The organism is Brenneria goodwinii, assembly GCF_002291445.1.
GTDB classification, from domain to species: domain Bacteria; phylum Pseudomonadota; class Gammaproteobacteria; order Enterobacterales; family Enterobacteriaceae; genus Brenneria; species Brenneria goodwinii.
Window position 1 is genome coordinate 3,945,280 of the sequence record NZ_CP014137.1, and the last position, 13,346, is coordinate 3,958,625.

The following is a 13,346-nucleotide window of genomic DNA, read 5'->3' on the forward strand; positions in this document are numbered from 1 at the left end:
CGACTTATAATAAGGGGATCGTCTCCCCTTATTTTACAAACCTCTTAACGAGATCTCGCCACCGATATATGGTGTGATTTCACCATCGCTTTCCAGCAATAATGCGCCTTGTTGATCGATACCTCTATCAACTCCATGTATTTCTCTATTGCCGATAATCAACTTAACAGGTCGGTTGAAATAATTGTCCAATTGTTCCCAGCGGGAAATAAATGGCGACAGTCCTTGTTGTTCAAACATAGCCAGCGCATGTCTTAGCTCTGAAATCAACGTAGCGGCCAGAATGTTACGATCGACTGAGATCCCAGCCTCCTGAAGATTTATCCATCCCTGATTAATCACATTATCTGCCGGTTCACGCATCCGTAAATTAATACCGACACCAATCACCAGGTGCGCCGCATCACCGGTTTTTCCCGTAAGCTCGACCAGAATTCCGGCCAGCTTGCGATCGTTCAGATACAGATCGTTAGGCCATTTTACACGAACATCTTCTGCACCAAGCTTATGCAGCACCTCGGACATGACTATCCCAATAACCAGACTTACGCCAATAGCGGCGGCCGGGCCTTGCTCCAGGCGCCAATACAATGATAAATAAAGATTCGCGCCAAAGGGAGAGAACCATTGTCGCCCCCGGCGCCCGCGCCCTGAGTGCTGATACTCAGCAATACAGGCATCACCGGAGGACAGAGAATTCAATCTATCTAGAATATATTGGTTGGTCGAATCAACCACCGGTAAAACGGTAACTCCCCCTTCCGGTAGCGCGCTAAAGATCTTTTCTTCATTCAGTAATTGCATCGGTGCGGGTAAACAATATCCTTTGCCGGTGACGGTAAAAATATCGATGCCCCACTCACGTAGCGTCTGAATATGTTTATTAATCGCCGCACGGCTCATTCCCATCATTTCACCCAGGACTTCCCCTGAATAAAAGCCACCGTCAGACAGAATATTAATTAATTTGAGAGGAACCTTAATATCCCTCATGACAATACCTCGACAGCATTTACCTCTCCCCGTGCGGCGATAAAACGAACTTCCGGCTCCAGCCAAATGCCAAATCGATCAGCGACTCGATTGCGGATATGGCGAGCCAAATTAACAACATCAAGGTTCGTTGCATTACCTTGATTAATCAATACTAACGCCTGCTGGCTATGCACCGCAGCCCCCCCGACCTGAAAACCTTTCAGATGGCACTGGTCTATCAACCATCCCGCAGCTAGCTTAACCTGACCGTCAGGCTGCAAGTAATGGGGAGCGTTTGGATAGGTTTTCAGGATATCGGCGGCATTGCCGGCCGGAATAACAGGATTTTTAAAGAAGCTTCCCGCATTCCCAGTCACTGCGGGATCTGGCAGTTTACTGCTCCGCATATGGCAAACCATGTCAAATATTTTCTGAGGTGTTACCGTTGTCGGATCCAGTTTATTCAAATCGCCATAACCCAACACCGGGCGCCAGTTTTTATTCAAATATAAACCAACGGCAATAATGGCAAATCCGTCCCGGTATTGATGTTTGAATATGCTTTCCCGATAACCAAATTGACATTCGGCAGCAGTAAGGCGCTTTATCGTTCCGTGGGTCAAATCCAATAGATCGACATACTCACAGACGTCCTTTAACTCTACGCCATAAGCGCCAATGTTCTGAATAGGCGCGGAGCCAACACATCCTGGAATCAAAGCCAGATTTTCTAAACCGGCCATTCCCAACGTGAGCGAATGCTGAACCAGATAGTGCCAATTTTCGCCCGAACCAACATGCAGATGCCAACCATCAGTATCTTCCTTAACGCTGATACCCTTAAGCCGGTTAAGCAGAACAGCTCCGGAAAAGTCTTCGAGAAAGAGGACATTACTTCCTTCCCCTAATAGAAGAATAGGGCTATGTGATAAGCGGGCCGTTCGCCACCCGTCAATTAATTTTTCTTGTGTATCCGCGACTATGACTTGCGACGCGAAAACAGGTAATGCGAAGGTATGATACGGTTTTAGCGATATGACACTATTCGTCATAGTATGAGTACTCTTTAGATCAGATATTCCATAGTCTACCTGATCCAGAACGGATATTTGCGCGGTTTTATCTTAATAACGAATGTGTAGTACAACGTCCGTTGAAGCGTTTTTATTCCATCTGCAACGTTCAGACGCAAAAAAGCCCCATGCTTGCGCATGAGGCTTCTTTACGTGTTTGATGCCTGGCAGTTCCCTACTCTCACATGGGGAGACCCCACACTACCATCGGCGCTTCGGCGTTTCACTTCTGAGTTCGGCATGGGGTCAGGTGGGACCACCGCGCTATCGCCGCCAGGCAAATTCTGTTTTATCCCAACCGTCGCAGTTTTCTCTGCAACCATCAGAACCAATCTTTGAACAAGCTAAAATATCTTCGTCGTCTCTAAAACACCTTCGGTGTTGTAAGGTTAAGCCTCTCGGGTCATTAGTACCGGTTAGCTCAACGCATCGCTGCGCTTACACACCCGGCCTATCTACGTCGTCGTCTTCAACGGCCCTTTAGGGGACTCAAGGTCCCAGGGAAGACTCATCTCGAGGCAAGTTTCCCGCTTAGATGCTTTCAGCGGTTATCTCTTCCGCACTTAGCTACCGGGCAATGCAATTGGCATCACAACCCGTACACCAGTGGTGCGTTCACTCCGGTCCTCTCGTACTAGGAGCAACCCCTCTCAATCTTCCAACGCCCACGGCAGATAGGGACCGAACTGTCTCACGACGTTCTAAACCCAGCTCGCGTACCACTTTAAATGGCGAACAGCCATACCCTTGGGACCTACTTCAGCCCCAGGATGTGATGAGCCGACATCGAGGTGCCAAACACCGCCGTCGATATGAACTCTTGGGCGGTATCAGCCTGTTATCCCCGGAGTACCTTTTATCCGTTGAGCGATGGCCCTTCCATGCAGAACCACCGGATCACTAAGACCTGCTTTCGCACCTGCTCGAGCCGTCACTCTCGCAGTCAAGCTAGCTTATGCCTTTGCACTAACCTCCTGATGTCCGACCAGGATTAGCTAACCTTCGTGCTCCTCCGTTACTCTTTGGGAGGAGACCGCCCCAGTCAAACTACCCACCAGACACTGTCCGCAACCCCGCTCAGGGGCCCACGTTAGAACATCAAACATTAAAGGGTGGTATTTCAAGGTTGGCTCCACGCAGACTGGCGTCCACGCTTCAAAGCCTCCCACCTATCCTACACATCAAGGCTCAAGGTTCAGTGTCAAGCTATAGTAAAGGTTCACGGGGTCTTTCCGTCTTGCCGCGGGTACACTGCATCTTCACAGCGAGTTCAATTTCACTGAGTCTCGGGTGGAGACAGCCTGGCCATCATTACGCCATTCGTGCAGGTCGGAACTTACCCGACAAGGAATTTCGCTACCTTAGGACCGTTATAGTTACGGCCGCCGTTTACCGGGGCTTCGATCAAGAGCTTCGCCCGAAAGCTTACCCCATCAATTAACCTTCCGGCACCGGGCAGGCGTCACACCGTATACGTCCACTTTCGTGTTTGCACAGTGCTGTGTTTTTATTAAACAGTTGCAGCCAGCTGGTATCTGCGACTGGTCTCAGCTCCGTCCGCAAGGGACTTCACCAAATCCAGCGTGCCTTCTCCCGAAGTTACGGCACCATTTTGCCTAGTTCCTTCACCCGAGTTCTCTCAAGCGCCTGAGTATTCTCTACCTGACCACCTGTGTCGGTTTGGGGTACGATTGATTGTTACCTGGTGCTTAGAGGCTTTTCCTGGAAGCGTAGCATCGGTTACTTCATCACCGTAGTGACTCGTCATCACGCCTCAGTGTTAACAGTGTTCCGGATTTACCAAAAACACCCACCTGCACGCTTAAACCGGGACAACCGTCGCCCGGCCAACCTAGCTTTCTCCGTCCCCCCTTCGCAGTAACAACCAGTACAGGAATATTAACCTGTTTCCCATCGACTACGCCTTTCGGCCTCGCCTTAGGGGTCGACTCACCCTGCCCCGATTAACGTTGGACAGGAACCCTTGGTCTTCCGGCGTGCGGGTTTTTCACCCGCATTATCGTTACTTATGTCAGCATTCGCACTTCTGATACCTCCAGCAACCCTCACAGGCCACCTTCAACGGCTTACAGAACGCTCCCCTACCCAACGAACGTATCCCTAAGCCAACTCGACTTTGTAAAACGCATTGATGTCGCTTCGCGCCATCAATCGTCATTCCACATCGCCAAATTGTCTTGGGTGATACGTTCGCTGCCGCAGCTTCGGTGCATGGTTTAGCCCCGTTACATCTTCCGCGCAGGCCGACTCGACCAGTGAGCTATTACGCTTTCTTTAAATGATGGCTGCTTCTAAGCCAACATCCTGGCTGTCTGGGCCTTCCCACATCGTTTCCCACTTAACCATGACTTTGGGACCTTAGCTGGCGGTCTGGGTTGTTTCCCTCTTCACGACGGACGTTAGCACCCGCCGTGTGTCTCCCGTGATAACATTCTTCGGTATTCGCAGTTTGCATCGAGTTGGTAAGTCGGGATGACCCCCTAGTCGAAACAGTGCTCTACCCCCGAAGATGAATTCACGAGGCGCTACCTAAATAGCTTTCGGGGAGAACCAGCTATCTCCCGGTTTGATTGGCCTTTCACCCCCAGCCACAAGTCATCCGCTAATTTTTCAACATTAGTCGGTTCGGTCCTCCAGTTAGTGTTACCCAACCTTCAACCTGCCCATGGCTAGATCACCGGGTTTCGGGTCTATACCCTGCAACTTAACGCCCAGTTAAGACTCGGTTTCCCTGCGGCTCCCCTATTCGGTTAACCTTGCTACAGAATATAAGTCGCTGACCCATTATACAAAAGGTACGCAGTCACCCCACCCCAAAACACTCACTGCTTGTTTTGTGTGTTGCTCATCGCAAAAAACGCGATGACAACCGTCACCTCGACATCCGCATTGCCTTTCGGCCCGGAAGTGTTTTGGTGGTGGGGCTCCCACTGCTTGTACGTACACGGTTTCAGGTTCTATTTCACTCCCCTCGCCGGGGTTCTTTTCGCCTTTCCCTCACGGTACTGGTTCACTATCGGTCAGTCAGGAGTATTTAGCCTTGGAGGATGGTCCCCCCATCTTCAGACAGGATATCTCGTGTCCCGCCCTACTCATCGAGCTCACAACCTGTGCATCTTCGTGTACGGGACTCTCACCCTTTGTTGTGCGACTTTCCAGACGCTTCCACTGACACACAAGCTGATGCAGACTCTGGGCTCCTCCCCGTTCGCTCGCCGCTACTGGGGGAATCTCGGTTGATTTCTTTTCCTCGGGGTACTGAGATGTTTCAGTTCCCCCGGTTCGCCTCATCACACTATGTATTCATGTGATGATAATGTGTCGAAACACACTGGGTTTCCCCATTCGGGTATCGTCGGGTGTAACGGTTCATATCACCTTACCGACGCTTTTCGCAGATTAGCACGCCCTTCATCGCCTCTGACTGCCTAGGCATCCACCGTGTACGCTTAGTCGCTTAACCTCACAACCCGAAGGTGTCTTTCGACATCTCGCGCTGCGATTATTTGAGAGACTCTGATACAGCCAAATCACATCTCAGTACTACACGGAGAGATATGTTTAGCCGCATCGTTTCAAATTTCAGCTTGTTCCAGATTGTTAAAGAGCAATATCTTAAACACGACTCGGTAAAGTCATCTTTAAGATATTCGGTGATAATGTCTTTCACTCATTATCGGTATGGCGTCCCCAAGGGGATTCGAACCCCTGTTACAGCCGTGAAAGGGCAGTGTCCTAGGCCTCTAGACGATGGGGACACGAAATCCGACTAAACCTCAGGCTTAATCGTTCCGCATCAGCATGAGTCCAGGACTCATTACATCAACAGGTGCGCTTGCTCATTATTTTTCATCAGACAATCTGTGTGGACACTGCACATTACCTATATCAGGCTTTTGGTAAGGAGGTGATCCAACCGCAGGTTCCCCTACGGTTACCTTGTTACGACTTCACCCCAGTCATGAATCACAAAGTGGTAAGCGCCCCCCCGAAGGTTAAGCTACCTACTTCTTTTGCAACCCACTCCCATGGTGTGACGGGCGGTGTGTACAAGGCCCGGGAACGTATTCACCGTAGCATTCTGATCTACGATTACTAGCGATTCCGACTTCATGGAGTCGAGTTGCAGACTCCAATCCGGACTACGACGCACTTTATGAGGTCCGCTTACTCTCGCGAGGTCGCTTCTCTTTGTATGCGCCATTGTAGCACGTGTGTAGCCCTACTCGTAAGGGCCATGATGACTTGACGTCATCCCCACCTTCCTCCGGTTTATCACCGGCAGTCTCCTTTGAGTTCCCGACCGAATCGCTGGCAACAAAGGATAAGGGTTGCGCTCGTTGCGGGACTTAACCCAACATTTCACAACACGAGCTGACGACAGCCATGCAGCACCTGTCTCAGAGTTCCCGAAGGCACATTCGCATCTCTGCAAACTTCTCTGGATGTCAAGAGTAGGTAAGGTTCTTCGCGTTGCATCGAATTAAACCACATGCTCCACCGCTTGTGCGGGCCCCCGTCAATTCATTTGAGTTTTAACCTTGCGGCCGTACTCCCCAGGCGGTCGACTTAACGCGTTAGCTCCGGAAGCCACGGTTCAAGACCACAGCCTCCAAGTCGACATCGTTTACGGCGTGGACTACCAGGGTATCTAATCCTGTTTGCTCCCCACGCTTTCGCACCTGAGCGTCAGTCTTCGTCCAGGGGGCCGCCTTCGCCACCGGTATTCCTCCAGATCTCTACGCATTTCACCGCTACACCTGGAATTCTACCCCCCTCTACGAGACTCTAGCCTGCCAGTCTTGAATGCAGTTCCCAGGTTAAGCCCGGGGATTTCACATCCAACTTAACAGACCGCCTGCGTGCGCTTTACGCCCAGTCATTCCGATTAACGCTTGCACCCTCCGTATTACCGCGGCTGCTGGCACGGAGTTAGCCGGTGCTTCTTCTGCGGGTAACGTCAATGAATAAGGTTATTAACCCTACTCCCTTCCTCCCCGCTGAAAGTACTTTACAACCCGAAGGCCTTCTTCATACACGCGGCATGGCTGCATCAGGGTTTCCCCCATTGTGCAATATTCCCCACTGCTGCCTCCCGTAGGAGTCTGGACCGTGTCTCAGTTCCAGTGTGGCTGGTCATCCTCTCAGACCAGCTAGGGATCGTCGCCTAGGTGGGCCCTTACCCCGCCTACTAGCTAATCCCATCTGGGTTCATCCGATGGTGTGAGGCCCTAAGGTCCCCCACTTTGGTCTTGCGACGTTATGCGGTATTAGCTACCGTTTCCAGTAGTTATCCCCCTCCATCAGGCAGATCCCCAGACTTTACTCACCCGTCCGCCGCTCGCCGGCAAAGAAGCAAGCTTCTTCCCGCTGCCGCTCGACTTGCATGTGTTAGGCCTGCCGCCAGCGTTCAATCTGAGCCATGATCAAACTCTTCAATTTAAGATTTGTTTGATTCGCTAAGTTAATAGCTGTGCTCAAAGAATTAGTAACTGTTTATTCGTAATGAATTTACTGCTAGTCACTCTTCAAGACTTTTTTATATCGTTAGCCGATACGGTCTTGTGAGTGCCCACACAGATTGTCTGATTAAATTGTTAAAGAGCAGCGCCACATTAACCTGTGGCGCGGGCGGCATATACTATGCTTTTCCGCTGTGAAGTCAAGTGATTATTGCCTGACTTCCGACTCGCCGCACAACCGCGCAAGCGCTGTTGCCGGGTCAGTGGGAGCGCATTATAGGGACTTCTCGGCGGCTGACAAGCGCTAAATGCAAAAAAATCATCAAGCGCTTATTATTTACCCATTGGATCATTAAAGCGGTAGTTTTTCCAGCGATGCAAACCCGTAACGCTGCAATACCGGCCAAAGAGTGGCCACTTCGGGCGTTATCGTCAGACAATAGACCAGATTCTTTTCCGTAGAGACAGGCGCTTGCTCAAGATTAGCGATAAGCCATGCCGTTCTCCTGGCGATAGCCGCCCCCGAATCAACCAGACGAGTACCGCTTGGCAGCGCCGAATGTAGCTCATCCGCCAATAGAGGGAAATGCGTGCATCCGAGTACGACGGTGTCGGGCGGTTCCGGTAGTCGTAACCACGGGCGCAAGACTTTTTGCAGATCTTCAGTGCTAATGTTTTCCCCTTGCAGCTTTGCTTCCGCCAGTTCAACCAACTCGGAAGAGCCCAGCAACAATATCTGGCAGTCGTTGGCAAAGCGGGCGATAAGCTCATGCGTATAAGGCCGTTGTACGGTGGCGCGCGTGGCCAACAGCCCGACGACGCCATTGCGCGTCAGCTTGGCGGCAGGTTTAACCGCCGGCACCACGCCCACCACGGGGAAAGTAAAGCGCTCACGCAGCGCCGGGAGGGAAATAGTGCTGGCGGTATTACAGGCAATTACCACCAGCGCCAACCGGTGGCGCTGCTGAATTGCCGTAACAATTTTAAGAACGCGTTCGATAATAAACTGCTGAGGCTTTTCGCCGTAAGGAAATGCTTCATTGTCGAACGCATAGATATAGTGAAGATCCGGCAATAGTTGCCGGATTTCATCATAAACAGACAACCCGCCTACGCCGGAATCAAACACCAGCACGGTAGGACGGGCTGGCAGGTCAGAAAGTATAGCTTCCGGTGAGATAGTATTCTCGCCCTGCCGTACGGTAGCCATATGCCGTCTCATAATCTTTATCAAACAGGTTGGCGATTCTACCACGAACCGTTAGCTGGGGGGTTACAGGATATGAGGCGGAAAAGTCGACCGTGCTGTAGCTCGGTAAGCGGCGGGTATTCTGCGCATTGTCGAAACGTTTTCCCACATACTGATAGCTAAGATCGAAATCGATGTCATACAACGTCCAATCCAGTTGATATTTAACCTGCTGTTTAGCACGACGGGCCAATACTTTGTCATCCTCATCATTGCGGGCATCAAGATAGCCTAAGGTCATTTGATGACTCAAAATACCGGTATCAAATGACCCAGTCCATTCAAGGCCTTTCATCGTCGCGGCTTTAACATTGTAATATTTCCCTGTATTCGTAGCAGAGGCATATTCATAATTGATCAGATTATCAATTTTGTTGATATAAGCGGACAAACGCCAATTCAGCGGCCCGGTCAGTCCCTCAAGCCCAGCTTCCCATTGTTTTGACTCTTCTGGCTTCAGATTTTCATTCGAGGTGATGTCAAAACGTTTTTGTCCATATAGCTGGCCCAATGTTGGCGCCTGAAATCCAGTGCCATAGGAAAGCGTGACACGATAATCGGGTATAAATGTCCATCCAGCGGCTACCTGCCAGGTTCCATGGTTTCCAAACTGTTCGTTATCATCTCCACGAGCGGAGCCTTCTAATGTTACCGCGCCATACTGCTGCTGCGTGGTGATATAAGCGCCAGTATTATCTTGTTTGTAGCTGTTCGTCTCCCGTGCACCCGAATTTAAACTCACACCTTCGGAAGTCAGCTTTTGCCGTTTCCAATCAATACCCGCGCTGAGCGTACCGGAAGCAATGGTAAAAGTATTTCCCCATTGCACATTACGCTGCTCCATGTCGTCCTGAGAATTATCCGCCCCATAGCGCCCCTGGGTACTGACATAGTTAAGTACACTGTATTTTTGATAGCCAGCTATCAATTGAGAGGCATATATTCCCTGAGAAAAACGCAAACCAGTACTGTAGGTATGATTATAAATTTGTTGCTCATCTCCCCCGCCTGAATATCCCGCATCATAGTCACTATTCGCGCCATAGCCGTAGCCGCGCAAGAACCCTGAAAAACGCTCATCAAATTTATGTTCAACACCAGCCCAAAATGATTTATTCCGCCAACCGTCTTTATCCCCATCAACGCGATAAGCCGAATTGGGCTGGACATTAAAGCCGTTGGTGTCTTGATAAGCGCCGGCCAGCGTGATGTTTGTATTATCGGCTATCGTATGACGGACACTGCCGCCATATTCCTGATAATGGTTGGAACCCACGCCGGCACGAAGGTTGGTACTGTCGCTATCAGTCTGAGTAATGATGTTAATCACACCACCAATTGCATCGGCGCCATAAACAGCAGAACGAGGCCCGCGAATAAATTCAATGCGTTGTACGAGAGAAATCGGTATCTGGTTGAAATCACTATCACCTGTAATACCGGGCTTCGCTACAGGGACACCGTCAATCAAAATCAGAGTATGACGCGCTTCCGAACCACGAATAAACATCGACGCACTTTGCCCCAACCCGCCGTTCTGCGCGATATCCACCCCCGGCAACCGACGCATGACTTCTAATACATTTTTTGCCTGCCAGCGGTCGATGTCTTCGCGGGTAACGACATCCATTGGCGCCAGCACGGTGGAAACGGGTTGGGGAAAGCGGCTTGCCGTAACCGTGATATCATCGTCACGTTCTGGCGATGAATCCGTATTGTCTTGCGCCCAGACGGGAAAGGCCGTGACAGAAAACGCTGTCGACAGCAATATTTTTTTATTAAGCATGTATCAAGCATCCAAACGATATAGAGGATGCCGCATTACCATGATGAATAGCACGCGATGATCATGGTCACTGCGACGTATACCGGCAGGTCTTCGGGCTTGGGGCCGCTGTCACGCTGATTGCCGAAACATCGTTTGTAATAACCATGATTCGTAACAACTGTTCGTAACAACAAAGAACGATGACTTCCCATCTTTAACAAGACAGTGTCTGCATAATGCTATCGTTCAGACTACCCTTACCGCTGCGCGTCAGCTCCAGATTCACACTGGATTCCCTTTTAACTTGTAATAAAAGGCCGGATTTTCATGCTACGATCGCCTGAATCGGAGGTCTATCCCCTTGTTTCATTACAGAGTAATAACATGGAAAAATTGGACTTCCCGACCGGATTACCTGGAATTCCGGCCAATATAGCCATTTTTGATGCCGTACAGATGAGAAAACCATGACGCCAGAGAACCTGCCAATCGAACAATACGACAACCAGCTAGCACAAAAAACAGAACGTCTTAGTAACATGATGGCATCATTTAATGCGCCCAAACCTGCTGTTTTTCGTTCTCCCGTAAGCCATTACCGCATGCGTGCAGAGTTTCGTATCTGGCACGACGGCGACGACCTTTACCACATCATGTTCGATCAACAGACCAAGCAGCGTATTCGTGTCGATCGGTTTCCGGCAGCCAGCGAGTTGATAAACCGACTGATGCCTGCATTGATTGCCGCTTTGCGGCCCAATCCTATCCTGCGTCGTAAACTGTTTCAGATTGATTATCTTTCCACGTTAAGCGGTGAGGTGGTGGTTTCTCTGCTGTATCACCGGGCATTGGATGATGAATGGCGGCAGCATGCCAGCGCGCTGCGCGATGAACTGCGTACGCAGGGGTTTCAATTGCAACTGATTGGCCGCGCAACCAAAACCAAGATTTGTCTGGATCGGGATTACGTTGATGAATGTCTGCCCGTCGCCGGGCGCGATATGATCTATCGGCAGGTTGAAAACAGCTTCACTCAACCCAACGCCGCCATGAACATAAACATGCTGGAATGGGCGCTGGACGCGACAAAAGACTCCGTGGGAGATTTGCTGGAACTATACTGCGGCAACGGAAATTTCTCACTGGCGCTGGCGCGCAATTTTGATCGTGTGCTGGCGACCGAAATCGCCAAACCGTCGGTCGCCGCCGCGCAATACAATATTGCCGCCAATCACATTGATAACGTGCAAATTATTCGTATGTCGGCGGAAGAGTTTACGCAGGCCATGAATGGCGTTCGTCAGTTTAAGCGCTTACAGGGCATTGATTTACAGGACTACCGCTGCGAAACCATTTTCGTCGATCCGCCGCGTAGCGGCCTGGACACGGAAACGGTCAAGCTGGTACAGGCTTATCCGCGTATTATCTATATTTCCTGCAACCCGGAAACGCTGCGCCATAATCTGGAAACGCTGACCGAAACCCATCAAATCAGCCGCCTGGCGCTGTTTGACCAATTCCCCTACACCCATCATATGGAATGCGGCGTGCTGCTTGAGAAACGCCGGTAATCATGCGAGAACGCAGGCGATCTTTATCGCCTGCCATACGTCATACCTCCGGGGCGTCATCCTGTTTGGCCGCTCCCCGGGCTCTTAGTTTGAAACCAATCCAGAGCACCAACGCCACGCATAGAATTGAGGGCACAAAATTTGAGCCGATATCGGGATACTCAACGCGCACGATCGCGCTGTAGAGCAACAGCCCCAGCAGAAAACAGGCGGCCACCAGCAGAGGAGTCTCTTCTGACATGCTGTGGCTCATATAACGCTGGTGAAGGCAATAGACGGATAAAATCAGCGCGATGATAGGAAATATCGAAAACGGAACCAGGGCGCTAAACAACGCTGAAAATGAACCGTTAATGGATAAACCCGCGACCAACGCTAAAATCAGCGTACCTTTTCCTCTATGATGGTGAGATTGTTCTGTCATGGCTTTTCTCTTCTCTTACCTGTTTATACCCTTCCATTTTTCACGCTGCTGGCGTATCGGCTTCCGGCGCACTGAAATCTAACGGGTATATGCCTAAAATTTACGACGTACCTGCGCCACTATCCTGCTCTCTCCGATACCAATAGTAAGCGCCTTTGGAAATCATGCGCAGTTGCAACACCAGTCTCTCTTCCAGTTGTTTTCGCTGTTCCAGGCCGACATCCAGCGCTTCCGCCCCGGCGCTGAAAACAATGATGACCATCGCTTCCGCCTGCGCTTCCGCAAAACTGCGTGGAATATGATTTTCGACTTCCAGATAATCCGCCAGTTCAGCAATAAAATGTTGAATCTCACGCGCGACAGCGGCACGAAACGCGGCTGACGTCCCTGAACGTTCGCGCAATAACAGCCGAAAGGCATTAGGGTTATTGCCGATGAATTCCATAAAGGTTGAAACCGAGGTTTTTATCACACTGCCGCTTTTGGCAATCCGCTGTCTCGCCTGACGCATCAGTTGGCGCAACATCAAACCGCTTTCATCGACCATCGTCAGCCCGAGCTCATCCACATCACGGAAGTGACGATAGAAAGACGTCGGCGCGATGCCGGCCTCACGCGCGACCTCGCGTAGGCTCAGACTGGCAAAACTGCGCTCCGCGCTTAATTGGCTGAATGCCGCTTCAATCAGGGAACGACGCGTCCGTTCTTTTTGTTGTGCTCTGACACCCATTATCCTGCCCAAATCATCCGTTTTTCTTTCCAGAAAAGCACTATAGCAAACTTTATTGTCAGCATACTGAGAC

Annotated in this window: 7 protein-coding genes, 1 tRNA gene, 3 rRNA genes and 1 riboswitch; of the genes, 1 reads left to right on the plus strand and 10 read right to left on the minus strand. The window is 50.6% G+C overall.

The genetic code is table 11. The annotated features are described in order from the left end of the window. Positions 1-33 precede the first annotated feature (33 nt). From birA to btuB, 8 genes are all read right to left on the minus strand, one after another. Positions 34-993 carry a bifunctional biotin--[acetyl-CoA-carboxylase] ligase/biotin operon repressor BirA gene (gene birA, locus ACN28R_RS17555; protein WP_095835070.1) on the minus strand — a complete coding sequence of 320 codons (960 nt, stop codon included), beginning with the start codon at positions 991-993 and terminating at the stop codon, positions 34-36. Continuing rightward, entirely contained in the window at positions 990-2,027 is a 1,038-nt protein-coding gene (gene murB, locus ACN28R_RS17560; RefSeq protein ID WP_095835071.1) for a UDP-N-acetylmuramate dehydrogenase, read from the minus strand. The genes birA and murB overlap by 4 nt, the downstream gene beginning before the upstream one ends. A gap of 183 nt (positions 2,028-2,210) precedes the next feature. Next, positions 2,211-2,326: ribosomal RNA gene (gene rrf / locus ACN28R_RS17565) — 5S ribosomal RNA — on the minus strand. 107 nt (positions 2,327-2,433) lie between these two features. Continuing rightward, positions 2,434-5,532, minus strand: a 23S ribosomal RNA gene (locus ACN28R_RS17570). Positions 5,533-5,751: 219 nt separating this feature from the next. After that, positions 5,752-5,827, minus strand: a tRNA-Glu gene (locus ACN28R_RS17575). A gap of 142 nt (positions 5,828-5,969) precedes the next feature. Next, positions 5,970-7,511: ribosomal RNA gene (locus ACN28R_RS17580) — 16S ribosomal RNA — on the minus strand. Together the 16S, 23S and 5S rRNA genes with 1 tRNA gene alongside form the textbook arrangement of a ribosomal RNA operon. A 372-nt stretch (positions 7,512-7,883) precedes the next feature. Further along, entirely contained in the window at positions 7,884-8,741 is an 858-nt protein-coding gene (gene murI / locus ACN28R_RS17585) for a glutamate racemase (RefSeq protein WP_048636595.1), read from the minus strand. Next, complete coding sequence (btuB, locus tag ACN28R_RS17590) at positions 8,686-10,566, minus strand: TonB-dependent vitamin B12 receptor BtuB (RefSeq protein ID WP_095835072.1); 1,881 nt, start codon at positions 10,564-10,566, stop codon at positions 8,686-8,688. The genes murI and btuB overlap by 56 nt, the downstream gene beginning before the upstream one ends. 67 nt (positions 10,567-10,633) lie before the next feature. Further along, positions 10,634-10,886: riboswitch (cobalamin riboswitch) on the minus strand. A gap of 129 nt (positions 10,887-11,015) precedes the next feature. Between btuB and trmA the strand changes: the two genes are divergently transcribed. Next, positions 11,016-12,119, plus strand: a complete 1,104-nt coding sequence (trmA, locus tag ACN28R_RS17595) for a tRNA (uridine(54)-C5)-methyltransferase TrmA (protein WP_095835073.1) — start codon at positions 11,016-11,018, stop codon at positions 12,117-12,119. 40 nt (positions 12,120-12,159) lie between these two features. Here trmA and ACN28R_RS17600 read toward each other — a convergent pair whose 3' ends face one another. Next, a complete protein-coding gene (locus tag ACN28R_RS17600) occupies positions 12,160-12,543 on the minus strand; it encodes a YijD family membrane protein (RefSeq protein ID WP_095835074.1) in 384 nt (127 codons plus the stop codon). 100 nt (positions 12,544-12,643) lie between these two features. Next, positions 12,644-13,273 (minus strand): HTH-type transcriptional repressor FabR, encoded by a 630-nt coding sequence (gene fabR, locus ACN28R_RS17605; protein WP_048639703.1) that lies wholly within the window; start codon positions 13,271-13,273, stop codon positions 12,644-12,646. Between the last annotated feature and the right edge of the window lie 73 nt (positions 13,274-13,346).

Excerpts from the sequence above, each read along its gene's own strand:
- murI (WP_048636595.1), bottom strand. The coding sequence starts at position 8,741 with ATGGCTACCGTACGGCAGGGCGAGAATACTATCTCACCGGAAGCTATA.
- fabR (WP_048639703.1), bottom strand. The coding sequence starts at position 13,273 with ATGGGTGTCAGAGCACAACAAAAAGAACGGACGCGTCGTTCCCTGATT.
- btuB (WP_095835072.1), bottom strand. The coding sequence starts at position 10,566 with ATGCTTAATAAAAAAATATTGCTGTCGACAGCGTTTTCTGTCACGGCC.
- birA (WP_095835070.1), bottom strand. The coding sequence starts at position 993 with ATGAGGGATATTAAGGTTCCTCTCAAATTAATTAATATTCTGTCTGAC.
- murB (WP_095835071.1), bottom strand. The coding sequence starts at position 2,027 with ATGACGAATAGTGTCATATCGCTAAAACCGTATCATACCTTCGCATTA.
- trmA (WP_095835073.1), top strand. The coding sequence starts at position 11,016 with ATGACGCCAGAGAACCTGCCAATCGAACAATACGACAACCAGCTAGCA.
- ACN28R_RS17600 (WP_095835074.1), bottom strand. The coding sequence starts at position 12,543 with ATGACAGAACAATCTCACCATCATAGAGGAAAAGGTACGCTGATTTTA.